The sequence below is a fragment of the Pseudomonas sp. LAMO17WK12:I1 genome, assembly GCF_900177315.1.
Lineage (GTDB): Bacteria > Pseudomonadota > Gammaproteobacteria > Pseudomonadales > Pseudomonadaceae > Aquipseudomonas > Aquipseudomonas marginalis.
This window is the reverse complement of sequence record NZ_FWZV01000004.1, coordinates 207402-223243: the sequence shown is the minus strand read 5'-3', so window position 1 is coordinate 223243 and position 15842 is coordinate 207402. Positions and strand designations below refer to the sequence as shown.

General features: G+C 62.2%; 11 protein-coding genes. 7 read left to right on the top strand and 4 right to left on the bottom strand.

The window, feature by feature from the left end; genetic code table 11:
• Window positions 1–245: 245 nt before the first annotated feature.
• From B9N88_RS08685 to adeC, 3 genes are read left to right on the top strand one after another with little or no spacing between them, the layout of a single operon-like run.
• Entirely contained in the window at window positions 246–1394 is a 1149-nt protein-coding gene (locus tag B9N88_RS08685) for an efflux RND transporter periplasmic adaptor subunit (protein WP_027604392.1), read from the top strand.
• Window positions 1395–1397: 3 nt separating this feature from the next.
• On the top strand, window positions 1398–4559 hold the full coding sequence (locus B9N88_RS08680) for an efflux RND transporter permease subunit (RefSeq protein ID WP_027604393.1): 3162 nt from the start codon (window positions 1398–1400) through the stop codon (window positions 4557–4559).
• Window positions 4556–6013 carry an AdeC/AdeK/OprM family multidrug efflux complex outer membrane factor gene (adeC, locus tag B9N88_RS08675; protein ID WP_027604394.1) on the top strand — a complete coding sequence of 486 codons (1458 nt, stop codon included), beginning with the start codon at window positions 4556–4558 and terminating at the stop codon, window positions 6011–6013. The genes B9N88_RS08680 and adeC overlap by 4 nt, the downstream gene beginning before the upstream one ends.
• A gap of 85 nt (window positions 6014–6098) precedes the next feature.
• Here adeC and B9N88_RS08670 read toward each other — a convergent pair whose 3' ends face one another.
• Window positions 6099–7091, bottom strand: coding sequence for a hypothetical protein (locus tag B9N88_RS08670; RefSeq protein WP_139202106.1), 993 nt, complete (start codon window positions 7089–7091; stop codon window positions 6099–6101).
• 195 nt (window positions 7092–7286) lie between these two features.
• On the opposite strand from B9N88_RS08670, the gene B9N88_RS08665 reads away from it, so the two are divergent.
• The 4 genes from B9N88_RS08665 (at window position 7287) to B9N88_RS08645 (ending at window position 12985) form a co-directional block, all read left to right on the top strand.
• On the top strand, window positions 7287–8984 hold the full coding sequence (locus B9N88_RS08665; protein ID WP_027604396.1) for a molecular chaperone HscC: 1698 nt from the start codon (window positions 7287–7289) through the stop codon (window positions 8982–8984).
• A gap of 10 nt (window positions 8985–8994) precedes the next feature.
• Complete coding sequence (locus B9N88_RS08660) at window positions 8995–10608, top strand: J domain-containing protein (RefSeq protein ID WP_027604397.1); 1614 nt, start codon at window positions 8995–8997, stop codon at window positions 10606–10608.
• Between the two features lie 142 nt (window positions 10609–10750).
• The gene (locus tag B9N88_RS08650; protein WP_027604398.1) at window positions 10751–12001 is read left to right on the top strand and encodes an OprD family porin; all 1251 of its coding nucleotides are present in this window, start codon (window positions 10751–10753) and stop codon (window positions 11999–12001) included.
• 84 nt (window positions 12002–12085) lie between these two features.
• Window positions 12086–12985 carry a polysaccharide deacetylase family protein gene (locus B9N88_RS08645; protein WP_027604399.1) on the top strand — a complete coding sequence of 300 codons (900 nt, stop codon included), beginning with the start codon at window positions 12086–12088 and terminating at the stop codon, window positions 12983–12985.
• On the opposite strand, the gene pcaC is transcribed toward B9N88_RS08645, so the two are convergent.
• The 3 genes from pcaC to B9N88_RS08630 all read right to left on the bottom strand — a co-directional run bounded on the left by pcaC (window position 12986) and on the right by B9N88_RS08630 (window position 15832).
• Entirely contained in the window at window positions 12986–13378 is a 393-nt protein-coding gene (pcaC, locus tag B9N88_RS08640; RefSeq protein WP_027604400.1) for a 4-carboxymuconolactone decarboxylase, read from the bottom strand.
• A 287-nt stretch (window positions 13379–13665) separates the two neighbouring features.
• Entirely contained in the window at window positions 13666–14457 is a 792-nt protein-coding gene (gene pcaD / locus B9N88_RS08635; protein WP_027604401.1) for a 3-oxoadipate enol-lactonase, read from the bottom strand.
• Between the two features lie 10 nt (window positions 14458–14467).
• Window positions 14468–15832 carry a 3-carboxy-cis,cis-muconate cycloisomerase gene (locus B9N88_RS08630; protein ID WP_027604402.1) on the bottom strand — a complete coding sequence of 455 codons (1365 nt, stop codon included), beginning with the start codon at window positions 15830–15832 and terminating at the stop codon, window positions 14468–14470.
• Between the last annotated feature and the right edge of the window lie 10 nt (window positions 15833–15842).

Sequence of the window (15842 nt, the reverse complement as noted above, 5' to 3'; positions counted from 1 at the left end):
ACGCAGTGTTAATAGACGTTAACGATCATCCGAATATTTGTGGGACGACACCGTCATGGGCGCCGAACGTAGTGGAATCGAGGCTTTTGGCTTGCTTTGTCAACAATCCGCGCAGCCTGTCAAGAGTTTACAAACAACCATGAACGTAAGTATATTGCGTAGCAAGCTACTTATCTACTCACAGCGTGTTTTTTACCCTTCCACACTTCTTGTGCGCACCCTGCGCGCCTGACCCGAGGATCTTCATGCAACTTAAGCCAGCTGTTACCGCTCTGGTCACTGCCGTCGCCCTGGCATCGCTGCTCAGCGGATGTAAAAAGGAAGAAGCGGCTCCGCCCGCTCAAGTCCCTCAGGTCGGCGTGGTCACCATTCAACCGCAAGCCTATACCCTGACGTCCGAGCTGCCAGGCCGCACCACCGCCTACCGCATCGCGGAAGTTCGCCCACAGGTCAACGGCATCATCCTCAAGCGCCTGTTCAAGGAAGGCGCGGATGTGAAGGAAGGCCAGCAGCTCTATCAGATCGATCCGTCGGTCTATGAAGCCACGCTGAAAAGCGCACAAGCCAGCCTGACCCAGACCAAGTCCATCTCCGACCGCTACAAGCAGTTGGTCGATGAGCAAGCCGTCAGCCGCCAGGAATACGACACCGCCGTGGCCAACCGCATGACTGCGGAAGCAAACGTGCAAACCGCCCAGATCAACGTGCGCTACACCAAGGTGTTCGCGCCGATCTCCGGGCGTATCGGTCGTTCTTCGGTGACCGAAGGCGCGCTGGTCAGCAATGGCCAGACCGATGCCATGGCGGTAATCCAGCAACTGGACCCGATCTACGTCGACGTCACGCAGTCTTCGGCTGAAATGCTGAAACTGCGCCGCGACCTGGAAAGCGGCCAACTGGAAAAAGCCGGCGCCAACGCCGCCAAGGTCAAGCTGACCCTGGAAGACGGCAGCGACTACGGTCATGACGGCAAACTGGAATTCTCCGAAGTCTCGGTCGATCAGACCACCGGCTCCGTGACCCTGCGCGCCGTGTTCCCCAACCCTGACCACACCCTGCTGCCGGGCATGTTCGTACACGCCCAGCTGCAAGCCGGCGTGAACAGCAAGGCGATCCTCGCGCCGCAGCAAGGCGTGACCCGCGACCTCAAGGGCATCCCGACAGCGCTGGTGGTCAACGCCGACAACAAGGTCGAGCAGCGTGTACTGGTGGCCAACCGCACCGCCGGCGCCTATTGGCTGGTGGAGAAAGGCCTGAACGCCGGTGACCGCGTGATCACCGAAGGCCTGCAGTACGTCAAGCCGGGTGTGGAGGTAAAGGTCAAGGAGGCTGACAACGCCAAGCCCGCCGGTTCCGCCGCTGCTCCTGCTGCCGCGCCTGGCCAGGGGGAGTAATCCATGTCGAAATTTTTTATCGACCGTCCCATTTTCGCCTGGGTAATTGCCCTGGTGATCATGCTGGTCGGGGCACTGTCGATCCTGAAGTTGCCCATCAACCAATACCCGGCCATCGCGCCAACCGCCATCGACATCCAGGTAACCTACCCAGGCGCGTCCGCACAAACCGTGCAGGACACCGTGGTGCAGGTCATCGAGCAGCAGCTCAACGGTATCGACAACCTGCGTTATGTGGCCTCGGACAGTAACTCCGACGGCAGCATGACCATCACCGCGACGTTCAACCAGGGTACCAACCCGGACATCGCCCAGGTGCAGGTGCAGAACAAGCTGAACCTGGCGACCCCATTGCTGCCGCAGGAAGTGCAGCAACAGGGTATCCGCGTAACCAAGTCGGTGAAGAACTTCCTGATGGTGATCGGCCTGGTGTCGGAAGACGGCAGCATGACCAAGGATGACTTGTCCAACTACATCGTTTCCAACATCCAGGACCCGATTTCCCGGACCGCAGGTGTGGGTGACTTCCAGGTGTTCGGTTCGCAGTACGCCATGCGTATCTGGCTGGACCCGGCCAAGCTGAACAACTTCCAGCTCACGCCGGTGGATGTCAGCACGGCCATCTCGGCACAGAACGTCCAGGTGGCCACCGGTCAATTGGGCGGCCTGCCTGCCCTGCCCGGCAACCAGCTGAACGCCACCATCATCGGCAAGACCCGCCTGCAGACGGCTGAGCAGTTCGGCAATATCCTCATGAAGGTCAATGCCGACGGTTCCCAGGTTCGCCTGCGTGACGTGGCGCGTATCGAACTCGGCGGCCAGAACTACAGCATCAGCGCGCAGTTCAACGGCAACCCGGCTTCCGGTATGGCGATCAAGCTCGCGTCGGGCGCCAACGCCCTGGACACCGCCAAGGCCATCCGTGCCACCGTGGCGTCCCTGGAACCGTTCTTCCCGCCTGGCATGAAGGCGGTGGTGCCGTATGACACCACCCCGGTCGTGACCGAATCGATCTCCGGTGTAGTGCACACCCTGATCGAAGCGATCGTGCTGGTGTTCCTGGTGATGTTCCTGTTCCTGCAGAACTTCCGCGCCACCATCATCACCACCATGACCGTACCGGTGGTATTGCTGGGTACCTTCGGGATCCTCGCGGCGTTCGGTTTCACCATCAACACATTGACCATGTTCGGCATGATCCTCGCCATCGGCCTGCTGGTGGACGACGCCATCGTCGTGGTGGAAAACGTCGAGCGGGTAATGGCCGAGGAGCATTTGTCGCCGAAAGAGGCGACGGTCAAGTCCATGGGCCAGATCCAGGGCGCCCTGGTGGGTATTGCCCTGGTACTGTCGGCGGTACTGTTGCCGATGGCATTCTTCGGCGGCTCCACCGGTGTGATCTACAAACAGTTCTCCATCACCATCGTTTCGGCCATGGCGTTGTCGGTACTGGTTGCCCTGATCTTCACCCCGGCCCTGTGCGCCACCATGCTCAAGCCGATCGACCCGGAAAAACACGGCCAACCCAAGCGTGGTTTCTTCGGCTGGTTCAACCGCACCTTCGACCGTGGCGTACTGAGCTACGAGCGCGGCGTGGGTAACATGATCAAGCACAAGATCCCGGCCTTCCTGGTGTACGCCCTGATCATCGCCGGCATGATCTGGCTGTTCATGCGCATCCCGGCTGCGTTCCTGCCCGATGAAGACCAGGGTGTGATCTTTGCCCAGGTGCAGACCCCGGTAGGTTCGTCGGCTGAACGCACGCAAAAAGTCATCGACGACATGCGCGCCTACCTGCTCAATGACAAGGAAGGCGAGCCGGGCGAAGGCAAAGGCGTGAAATCGGTGTTTACCGTGAACGGCTTCAACTTCGCCGGTCGTGGCCAGAGTTCGGGCCTGGCCTTCGTGATGCTCAAGCCGTGGGATGAGCGCGACTCGTCCACCTCGGTGTTCGAGATTGCCAAGCGTGCCCAGGGTTACTTCATGCAGACCTTCCAGGACGCCATGGTGTTTGCCATTGTGCCGCCGTCTGTACTGGAACTCGGTAACGCCACCGGTTTCGACGTGTTCCTGCAAGACCAGGGCGGTGTCGGCCATGAAAAGCTGATGGCGGCGCGTAACCAGTTCCTGGGCATGGCTGCCCAGAGCAAGATCCTGGCCGGTGTGCGCCCCAACGGCGTGAACGATGAGCCGCAATACGAGCTCACCGTCGACGACGAGAAGGCCAGTGCCCAGGGCATCACGCTGTCCAACATCAACCAGACCCTGGCGATTGCCTTGGGTGGCAGCTACGTCAACGACTTCATCGACCGTGGTCGGGTGAAGAAGGTTTACGTGCAAGGTGAAGCCGCCAGCCGGATGTCCCCGGAAGACCTGAACAAATGGTACGTGCGCAGCGACTCCGGGAAGATGGTGCCGTTGTCGGCCATCGCCTCGGGCAAGTGGATCTACGGCTCGCCGAAGCTCTCGCGTTATAACGGTGTAGCGGCGATGGAAATCCTCGGTACCCCGGCACCGGGCTACAGTACCGGTGACGCCATGGCCGAAGTCGAACGCATCGCCAAGCAACTGCCGGCGGGCGTGGGCTACGCCTGGACGGGCCTGTCGTATGAAGAACGCCTGTCCGGCTCCCAGGCGCCGGCACTGTATGCGCTGTCGCTGCTGGTGGTGTTCCTGTGCCTCGCGGCGCTGTACGAAAGCTGGTCGATCCCGATCGCAGTGATCCTGGTGGTTCCACTGGGCGTGGTGGGTGCGTTGATCGCCACCAGCATGCGCGGCTTGTCCAACGACGTGTTCTTCCAGGTGGGCTTGCTGGTGACGGTGGGCCTGGCGGCGAAGAACGCCATCCTGATCGTGGAGTTCGCCAAGGAACTCCACGAGCAAGGCAAAGGCATCGTCGAGGCGGCCATCGAGGCCTCGCGGATGCGCCTGCGGCCGATCATCATGACCTCCATGGCGTTCGTCCTCGGCGTGTTGCCGCTGGCGATCTCCTCGGGTGCCGGCTCAGGCAGCCAGCACGCAATCGGTACCGGTGTCATTGGCGGTATGATCACGGCCACGGTGCTGGCGATCTTCTGGGTCCCCCTGTTCTTCGCGAGCGTGTCCGCCATGGGCGAACGTAACAAGACTGAACCTAAGCAAACTCCTCAAGAGGCTGGCCAATGAGCAAGTCGCTACTTTCCTTAGCCGTCACCGCATTCGTGCTCAGTGGCTGCTCGCTGATCCCTGACTACCAGCGCCCTGAAGCGCCGGTGGCAGCTCAGTTCCCACAGGGGCCGGCGTATTCGTCGGCCCAGGCGCCGGGCCAGGCCGCTGCCGAGCAGGGCTGGAAGCAGTTTTTCCATGACCCTGCCCTGCAACAGCTGATCCAGACCGCGCTGGTGAACAACCGTGACCTGCGTGTCGCGGCGCTGAACATCGACGCGTATGCGGCGCAGTACCAGATCCAGCGTGCCGACCTGTTCCCGGCCGTATCGGCCACGGGCAGCGGCAGCCGTTCGCGCACCCCGGCCAAGCTGTCGCAGACCGGCGAATCGACCATCACCAGCCAGTACTCGGCCGGCCTCGGGATCAGTTCTTATGAGCTGGACCTGTTCGGTCGTGTGCGCAGCCTGAGTGAAGAAGCGCTGCAAAAGTACTTCGCCACTGAAGAAGCACGGCGCAGCACCCAGATCAGCCTGGTGGCCAGCGTGGCGAATGCCTACCTGACCTGGCAGGCCGACAAGGAACTGCTCAAGCTGACCCAGGACACCCTCGGCGCGTACGAGCAGAGCTTCAAACTGACCTCGCGCAGCAATGAAGTCGGTGTGGCGTCGGCCCTCGACCTCAGCCAGGCGCGCACCTCGGTGGAAAATGCCCGCGTGGCACTGGCACGCTACACCCGCCAGGTGGCCCAGGACGAAAACAACCTGACCCTGCTGCTGGGCACCGGCCTGCCGGCGAATATCGCCAGCAAGCCGCTGTCGGATGACCTGCTCAGCGACGTACCGGCCGGCTTGCCCTCCGACCTGCTGCAACGTCGTCCCGACATCGTGCAGGCCGAGTACAACCTCAAGGCCGCCAACGCCAACATCGGTGCGGCCCGTGCAGCGTTCTTCCCGAGCATCAGCCTGACCGCCAGCGCCGGTACCGCCAGCCCTACCCTGGGCGGCCTTTTCAAAGGCGGTTCGGGCACCTGGTCGTTCGCCCCGCAGATCAACATCCCGATCTTCAACGCCGGCAGCCTGCGCGCCAGCCTGGACTATTCGAAGATCCAGAAAGAGATCAACGTGGCGAACTACGAGAAGGCGATCCAGACCGGCTTCCAGGAAGTCTCCGACGGCCTCGCCGCGCGTGAGACCTACAAGCAGCAGTTGGAGGCCCAGCGTGGCTTCGTCGCGGCCAACCAGGATTACTACCGCCTGGCCGAGCGTCGCTACCGCATCGGTGTCGACAGCAACCTGACCTTCCTCGACGCCCAGCGCCAACTGTTCAGTGCCCAGCAATCGCTGATCACCGACCGCCTGGCGCAGCTGACCAGCGAGGTCAACCTGTACAAGGCCCTCGGTGGTGGCTGGAACGAGCAGACCGCGAAGAACGAGCCGTTGAAAGAAGAAGCACCGGCGTTGAAGTTGTTCTGATAGCGCCGCAATAAACAAAAACCGCCTCCCTTATCAGGAGGCGGTTTTTTATGGCCCGCGATATTTTACAGGCTGGGTGCCAAGGTTAAGTTCTCAATTCACTGACTTGAACCTGGAACACAGAACTCGAAATATCATACTGGGTGTTTTGACCGTCCGAGCCACGAGCAGTGATTGAGAAATTAAACTCACCGATAAACCAGAACCCTTCGTCTGGATGATCAGTGCGCCTTACGCGGAATGTACCCGTCGGATCAGAAAACCCGTATGAGAATTCAGGCCGCATAATAAAAAGCGTATCAACACTATTTGGCGGCCCCCCAGGCCCTGTGATCGGGTAATCAGTAAAGGTTTTCAGCTCTCTCCCTGCGAACTCGAGGACCGCACGATCACCTCCATCACGGGGCAAGCACTGAATAAAATAACTCGAGTCTGAGTAGATCACGAAAAATACATTACCCAGGTCGATGGGGTCATAACTGCCATTGACACTGGCGTTGATCTCACAAAGAACTGGAACCTTCGCTTGCACTCGGTGCTTGGGGACAAACTTACCCGTTGCGCCGTGGTTTGCTAACGCGCAGGTGATTTGAAGGGCATGGCAGACAACTTCCATATCGCCCTTGCCATCTGGCTTGAAGTAGATGGAAAACTGCATGCTCAGCGCTATACGGCCGTCCTTGTATTCAAGAAGGTCAACCGTCAGGGACCCCGAATATTCGTCCGGGAAATACTCGATGCGGTTTCCCAAGGCAAAAGCCGCCCTGACTCCAGGGTCCTCCGGCCGGATCGGATAGGTCTGGCCTGCTTTCAGCCCTTCAGCCTTAAGGGTCAGTTCATTTTTCGAACCGGGATTGTCTTCAAACCCTAAACAAATGGAAAACTGAGCACCCTCGATATAGATCAACTCGAATGTGTCGAATGTAATCGGGATCTTCTTGTTACTCCCAAAGATCAGGTCCGCGTTGAACGTATTCGACGACGTTAACAACTCACCTATGTCTGTTCCAAAGCTCATGAGCACTTCTCCCTTGAGCACCAGAAAAATACTGCCACCGCCTTGAACATAGGCGTTCAAAAACGGGCCATCTACTGTCAACCCTGACAGTAGACGCAGAAGCGGTTAAACATAAGGCTGACAGGTTGGCCAAGCGCTTTGTGGCGAGCGGGCTTGCCCCGCTCGTCACAAAGCGCTCCCGCCTTGCTTTGCGCTCAACCTTTCAGGTTAAAATCTGTCACAGATTCTTACAGACCACAGAGGGAGCTTGTCGTAATGATCGTAGGAATCGACCTGGGGACCACTAACAGTCTCGCAGCCGTCTGGCGCGGCGATGCCGCCGAAATGGTGCCCAATGCCCTGGGCCAGTTGCTGACCCCCAGCGTGGTCGGGCTGGATGACCAAGGCCGTGTCCTGGTGGGCCAGGCCGCCAAGGAGCGCCTGCACACCCACCCGCACCTGACGACTTCGCTGTTCAAGCGCTACATGGGCAGCGCCACCGAGGTGCGCCTGGGCGACCGCTCGTTCCGCCCCGAAGAACTCTCGGCGCTGGTACTCAAAAGCCTCAAGGAAGACATCGAGCGCACCTACGGCCAAACCGTTACCGACGCGGTGATCAGCGTGCCCGCCTATTTCAGCGACGGCCAACGCAAGGCCACGCGCATCGCCGGTGAACTGGCCGGGCTCAGCGTTGAGAAACTGATCAACGAACCGACCGCCGCGGCCTTGGCCTACGGCCTGCACCAGCGTGATAAAGAAACCTCGTTCCTGGTCTTCGACCTTGGCGGCGGCACCTTCGACGTGTCGATCATCGAGCTGTTCGACGGGGTGATGGAAGTACGCGCCAGCGCCGGCGACAACTTTCTCGGCGGCGAAGACTTCGACACCCTGTTGCTCGAACACTTTGTCGACAGCCAACGCAACGCCACGGGTTTCCCGCCCACCAGCACGGTGCTGCAAGCCCTGCGCCGCGAAGCCGAGCGCGTACGCAAAGCCTTGGGCCAGGACGACAGCGCCGAGTTCGCCCTGCGCGTCGACGGCCAGCAATGGACAAAAACCATCACCCAACAGGAACTGGCCAAGCTCTACACGCCGCTGCTGGAACGCCTGCGCGCGCCGATCGAACGCGCCCTGCGCGATGCGCGGATTCGGGTCGGCGACCTGGATGAAATCCTGCTGGTGGGCGGTACCACACGCATGCCGCTGGTGCGCAAACTCGCCGCCGGCCTGTTCGGGCGCTTTCCCTCCATCAGCCTCGATCCCGATCAGGTGGTCGCCCATGGTGCGGCGATCCAGGCCGCCCTCAAGGCCCGTTCCGCGGCCCTCGAAGAAGTGGTGCTGACCGACGTCTGCCCCTACACCCTGGGGATCGAAACCTCCAACCAGTACGGCGGCCATATCGAAAGCGGCCATTACCTGCCGTTGATCGAACGCAACAGCAGCGTGCCGGTGAGCCGGGTCAAAAGCGTGGTCACCCTGCACGACGACCAGGCCCACGTACTGCTGAAGATTTATCAGGGCGAAAGCCGCCTGGTCAAAGACAACATCGAGCTGGGCCAACTGGATATTCCGGTGCCCAAGCGCAAGGCCGGTGAAGTCTCCCTGGACGTGCGTTTCACCTACGACAACAACGGCCTGCTGGAAGCCCAGGTGAATATCCCGCTGACCGGCGAGCAGCATTCGCTGGTGATCGAGAACAACCCCGGCGTGCTCAACCCGCAGGAGATCCAGCAACGCCTGCAAGCCCTGGCGCAATTGAAGGTCCACCCCCGCGACCAGCAGGTCAATACCGTGCTCGTCGCCCGCCTCGAACGGCTCTACCAGGAAAACCTCGGCGAGCTGCGCGAACAGCTCGGGCATTGGGCGGCGCAGTTCCAGCAGGTACTCGACACCCAGGACGAACGCCGCATCCGCGAAGCGCGCAGCGAACTGAGCCGTCAACTTGAGCAACTCGACAACGGGTTCTGGCGCTGAGGGCACACCGATGGATTGCTGGACCGTACTGCAACTGCCGGAGGACGCCGACGAGCGCAGCATCAAGCGCAGCTATGCGCGCTTGCTCAAAGGCTGCCGCCCGGACGACGACGCCCAAGGCTTCCAGCGCCTGCGCGAGGCCTATGAACACGCGCTGAATGAAGCACGCTGGCGAGCGGATAACGAAGAGGCAGAACCCGTCCAGGCGCCCGTGGCCGAAGCGGTCTACACCAACCTGAATGACCTGGCCGAACTGCTGGACATCAGCCCCGTCAGCCCGGCGCCCTTCGACGCACCCACTCCGGACCCGGCCCAGACCCTGCTCGACGGCCTGACCGCGGGTAACCTCGATGAACGCTGGGCCCAGGCTCGGCAACAGGGCTGCACCGAGGCGTTCCAGGCCGGCCTGTTGCGCCATTGTTTCGAAGCACCGGGCGAACGCAGCGCCATCGCCGCTTGGGCCGCGCAACACCTGGAATGGCTGACCCCCTGGCAGCAGGTGGCGATGACGTCCTGGCAATACGAAGCACTGACCGGCGAGCTGCTGCAAGACTACCGCCGCACCCTGCAGGAACTGCTGGAGCAAAAGGCCGAGCGCGAGTTCATCACCCAGCTCACGCAGTACAACGACCAACCCTGGCTGCGGGTGTTCGACCTGCAACAGCAGTGGCAGCGCATCGTCCTGCACCTGCTGCATGACACCCAGTGGAGCGTGCCGCTGTTCGAGCGGGTGTGCCAGGCATTCGGCTGGGACGACCAGAAAGGCGTCTACCCGGAACCGGCGTGGATGTGGCGCGAACTGGTGTCCCGTTGCGAACAGGAAAGCTTCTACGCCAACCTGCAGGACAAGGCCCAGGACACGCGGCGCACATCAGCCGATGCCCTGGCCGCACGCCTGCTGCTGATGCCGATGTCCGCCACGCAACACAAACGCCTGATCGATGGATTTGGCGAGAACGAGTGGAACGCCTGCCAGCACCTGGCGCAAACACTGACCTGGCGCTATCCGCAACTGGTCGAGCGCCTGCCTCAAACAGACCTGTTCTTTTGGCGCAAATTCGTGCCCCGGCCGATCTACACCCAGGTGTTTATCCGGCTATGGGCCGTCTTCGCCCTGGGGCTTGGCCTGAGCATCGCCCATGATAAGCCAGACAGAATGGACGGGATGTCGCTGGTCATTTTCATGCTGATGGCGTTCGTGCCGGCGGCCGTTGGCTTTCGCGTCACCCAAATGTGGGCCGGGATGAGTTCAACCTATCGGGTGCTGGATGTGTGGCTGAGCCAGTACCTGATCCCCAAGCGAATCAACCCCAACGACTACTGGCTGGTGATTCGCCACGGCGTACCGCAGGCGATCATGCTGGTGGCCTGCGGTTTGATGCTTGGTGTACTGGGTGCGCTGACCTATGCCGGCGCGCTGCTGATCAACCTGCTGCACAAAAAACGCATCGGTCATATGAGCCAGAAGTTCGCCGAAGGCTACCCCTGGTTGAACGGCCTGCACTGGGCCTTCTGGAGCCCTCTGCAAGGGGTGTTCCTGGTGGTGATGGTGGCGCTGATCATTGCCGCCCAGCATTATTTGCCGGCGGTGCCCTGGACCCACTTCGACCTGCCCAAACGATAACCCGCCAATGCCGGGCCTCAGCGCCCGGCAACTTGCGTTCGATCATCGCCCACAACCCGCCCTGCCCCGATTGAACCGCCCCCGCACCGCCCCGCACCATGGCCGCCACCTGCATAAACCCAATAACAACAGGTCCACCACCATGAGCACTTTTCACCCGCGCCGGCTCCTGCTGGCCACCGCTATCGCCAGTCTTGCCCTGCCCGTCGTCGCCGAAGAACACGGTTTTCTGGAGGACGCCAGCGCCAACCTCAACCTGCGTAATTTCTTCTTCAACCGCAATTTCACCAACCCCACCAAAACCCAGGGTGGCGCGCAGGAGTGGACACAGAGTTTCATCCTCGACGCCAAGTCCGGCTTTACCCAAGGCACCGTCGGTTTCGGTGTGGATGTGCTCGGGCTGTACTCGTTGAAGCTCGATGGCGGGCGCGGTACCGGCGGCACCCAGTTGTTGCCGCTGGACCACGATGGCCGCCCTGCGGATGAATTCGGGCGTCTCGGCGTGGCGTTCAAGGCGCGTATTTCCAAGACCGAAGTGAAGGTCGGCGAATGGATGCCGGTGCTGCCGATCCTGCGTGCCGACGATGGCCGCTCCCTGCCGCAAACCCTGCGCGGCGGGCAGATCACCTCGAAGGAAATCGACGGCCTGACCCTGTACGGCGGCCAGTTCCGCGCCAACAGCCCGCGCGACGACAGCAGCATGTCGGACATGTCGATGGTCGGCAAAACCGCGTTCACCTCGGACCGCTTCAACTTCCAGGGCGGCGAGTACGCCTTCAACGACAAACGCACCCAGGTCGGCGTGTGGAACGCCCAGCTCAAGGACATCTACAGCCAGCAGTTCGTCAACCTGATCCACAGCCAGCCCCTGGGCGACTGGACCCTGGGCGCCAACCTCGGGTTCTTCTACGGCAAGGACGACGGCAGCGCCCGCGCCGGCGACCTGGACAACAAGACCTGGTCCGGCCTGTTCTCGGCCAAGTATGGCGGCAACACCTTCTACGTCGGCCTGCAAAAACTCACCGGCAACAGCGCGTGGATGCGCGTCAACGGCACCAGCGGCGGCACCCTGGCCAACGACAGCTACAACTCGAGTTACGACAACGCCGAGGAAAAATCCTGGCAGGTGCGCCACGACTACAACTTCGCCGCCCTCGGCGTACCGGGCCTGACCCTGATGAACCGCTATATCAGCGGCAGCAACGTGCACACCGGCACCGTCACCGACGGCAAGGAGTGGGGCCGCGAAAGCGAATTGGGTTATACCGTGCAAAGCGGCGTGGTGAAGAACCTCACGGTGCGCTGGCGCAATTCGAGCATGCGCCGCGACTACAGCAACAATGAGTTCGATGAAAACCGGTTGATCGTCAGTTACCCGATAAGTCTGCTGTAATCCGGCGCCGCACTTACTGTATGGTGCGCGCCTGCCGCTGCTGATCCGCCCAGCAGCGGCCTCTTATCCGAGCCTGTGCACACCATGAAATCCTTTGCCATCGCATCCGCCGTGCTTGCCCTGGCCTTGAGCCTCAGCGGCTGTATCGGCGCACCCATCGCCCTGACCGCGCAGACCGAGCAACGCCTGCAGGCCCAGGCGCCGATCCGTTTTTTGCTGACTTTCGATGACGGCCCCAGCGCCTCGGGCTACGACAACCCCAGCCGTTCAGTGCTCGCCGACCTGGCGCACAACCCGGTGCTGCCGGGGATCAAGGCGGTGTTCTTCCTGCAGACCGAATCGTCGCGTTCCGGCGGCAGCTCGCGGGGGCGCAAGACGATGGAGCGTGAATACGCCGGCGGGCATGTGCTGGCTTTTCACACTGCCACGACCTTTCATACCAACCACCGCTGGCTGAATGATGCCGAGCTGGAGCGCACCCTCAGCCAGGGCGCGAGCGATATCGCCTCGATCACCGGCGCGCCGCCCGTGCTGGTCCGCCCGCCGTTCTGGAACTACGACCGGCGCACCTTCGCCGCCTACCAGCGCCATGGCATGCAGGTCCTGCTGACCGACCTGAGCGCCAATGACGGCAAGATCTGGGGCTTCAATGGCAGCCCAAGGCGCCGCGCCAACCTGTATCGACAACTGTCGGTGGTGCGCGAGCGCATCGCGCTGGGGGAGCTACCGACGGTGGACGGCGTGATACCGGTGGTGGTGACCTTCCACGATATCAACCGCTATACCGCGCGGCATATGCAGGAATACCTGCAGATCCTGCTGGACAGCGCACGAGTCAATGGCATGAAGACGGCTGCCGAACCGTTCTACACCGATACGGCCGCCCTGCAACGCGCGGCGCTGGCGCGTACGGTCAAAGACGTGAATGAAGCCGTGCATCTTCCGGGCGTGTGGAATTGGGTGTGGGACGCCGACTCCCACTGATCACTCGCGCGACTCGACACCCAGCTCATCCCATACAGACTCCGCCAGGTGAAACGTGGCATTCGCCGCCGGGATCCCGCAATAGATCGCGCTCTGCATCAGCACTTCCTTGATCTCGGCACGGGTCACGCCGTTGCTGGCGGCGGCGCGCAGGTGCAGCTTGAGTTCTTCGCTGCGGTTCATGCCGATCAGCATGGCGATGGTGATCAGGCTGCGGGTGTGGCGAGGCAGCCCGGGGCGGGTCCAGATGTCACCCCAGGCGTGGCGGGTGATCATGTCCTGGAACTCGCTGTTGAACTCGGTCAAGGCATTGAGGCTGCGGTCGACATGGGCATCGCCCAGCACTTCGCGGCGCACCTGCAGGCCGTCGGCGTAACGTTGTTTCTCGTCCACAAAAAACTCCTGGTTCAATAAAATTTCAACTCGATGACCTGTGGCGAGCGGGCTCCTGTGGTGAGCGGGCTTCTTGTGGTGAGCGGGCTTGCCCCGCGCTGGGCTGCGAAGCAGCCCCAATACGGACGCCGAATTATTTCAGACAGACCGTGGCGCCTGATTTGGGGCCGCTTCGCGCCCCAGCGCGGGGCAAGCCCGCTCACCACAAGAAGCCCGCTCACCACAGGAAGCCCGCTCGCCACAGGAAGCCCACTTGCCACAACGAGCCAGTTGCCACAACAGCGGCCTCAGCGGGCCAGCAGGAATTTGATAACCCGGTCACTGAATGCAGCGCCAGCCTGTACGTTGGACAGGTGCGCCGCGTAGAACTCGGCGTACTCGGCGCCCTGCACATGGTGCTGGATAAAGTGGCCACCGGCCGGTGGGGTCACGGCGTCTTCAGTGCCGGCAATCACCAGGGTGCGTGCCTTGATCTTCGGCAACTGCTCACGGAAATCCGCATCACGCACGGCGGCGCAGTTGGCCGCGTAACCTGGGGGCGAAGTCGCGGCAAGCATGTCGGTGATCTGCTTGGCCTGGTGCGGGTTGGCTGCCGCAAAATCGGCGGTGAACCAACGCGCAATCGACGCATCGCGCAAGGCCACCATGGCCGCCGCGCCATCACGCTGGACCATCTCGATCCGTGGGTTCCAGATCTCCGGCGTGCCGATTTTGGCGGCGGTGTTGCACACCACCAGGCGCTGCAGGCGCTCACCGGCATTAATCCCCAGCCATTGGCCGATCAAGCCGCCCATGGACAGCCCGCAAAAGTGCGCACGCTGAATATCCAGCGCATCCAGCAGTGCGATCACGTCGTGGCCCAACTGCTCGATGCTGTACGGTCCCTCGGTCACCAGGGATTTGCCGTGGCCACGGGTGTCGAAACGCAACACCCGGAAATGCTCGGTCAACGCCGGGATCTGGATGTCCCACATATGCAGGTCGGTACCCAGCGAGTTGGACAGCACCAGCACCGGTGCGTCCACGGGGCCATCGAGTTGGTAATGCAGTTCGCCCTCGGCGAGTTGTACGAAAGCCACAGCGTTCTCCTTAGGCGGTCAATGCAAAGTGTTCGGTGACAGCGCGAGTGACCCAGGTGGGCGCCTGGCCCAGGTAGTGGGCCGGGTCGAGCAGGCGGTCCAACTCAGGGGCGGACAACTCGGCGGTGACCTGCGGTTCGTCCGCCAGCACCGCGCGCAAGTGGCGCCCTTCTGCGACGGCGCGTTTGCAGCATTGCTCCAGCAGGTGGTGCGCGGTTTCCCGGCCCAGGCGTTGAGCCAGCACGATGCTGACGGCTTCGGCCAGCACCAGGCCTTGGGTCAGGTCGAGGTTGTGGGCCATACGTCCGGGGTCGACTTCCAACCCTTCGCTCACCAGCAGCGCTTGTTTCAAGGCCCCGGACACCAGGCGGCAAATCTCCGGCAAGGTTTCCCATTCGGCGTGCCACAGGCCCAGGCTGCGTTCATGTTCCTGGGGCATGGCGTTGAACATCGTCGCCACCAGGCCGGGCACGCGCGTGGCGGTGCTGATCAGCACAGCCGCGCCCACCGGGTTGCGTTTGTGCGGCATGGTCGACGAACCGCCCTTGCCGGGCGCCGACGGCTCGAACACTTCGGCCGCTTCAGTTTGCATCAGCAGGCTGATATCGCGGCCCAGTTTGCCGAGGCTGCCGGCGATCAGGCCCAGGACGGAGGCGAACTCCACCAGACGATCCCGTTGGGTGTGCCAGGGTTGTTCAGGCAAGCTCAGCTTCAACTCTGCCGCCAGCGCCTCGGCCACCGGCATGGCGTGTTCGCCGAGTGCCGCCAACGTCCCGGACGCGCCGCCGAATTGCAGCACCAGCAAACGCGGTTGCAGTTCTTTCAAACGCTGGCGACTGCGCGTCACCGCGCCCAGCCAACCGGCAATCTTCATCCCCAGGGTGACCGGCGTCGCGTGCTGTAACCAGGTACGCCCGGCCAACGGCGTCGTCGCATAACGCTGGGCCTGGGCGGCCAGCACGTCGCCCAGACGCGCCAGGTCCGTTTCGATCAACCCCAGGGCCCGGCGCAGTTGCAGCACCAGCCCGGTGTCCATCACGTCCTGGCTGGTCGCGCCCAGGTGCACATAACGTTCGGCCCCGGCATCCCCGCTGGCAATCAACTTGCCCAGGGCCTTCACCAGCGGAATCGCGGAATTCCCCGCCGTGGCAATCGCCACGCCGAGGGCGTCCACGTCGTACAGCGACGCCAGGCAGGCCTGGGCAATCGGCGCCACGGACGCCTGCGGGATCAACCCGACCCGGGCCTGCGCCCGGGCGAGCGCGGCTTCGAAATCGAGCATGCCCTGCAGGCGTCCCTGGTCGCAGAACACCTCGGCCATGCTGTCAGCGGTGAAGTAAGCGTCGAACAGTTGATTGCTCGTGCGCAGTGTCATAACTCATCCC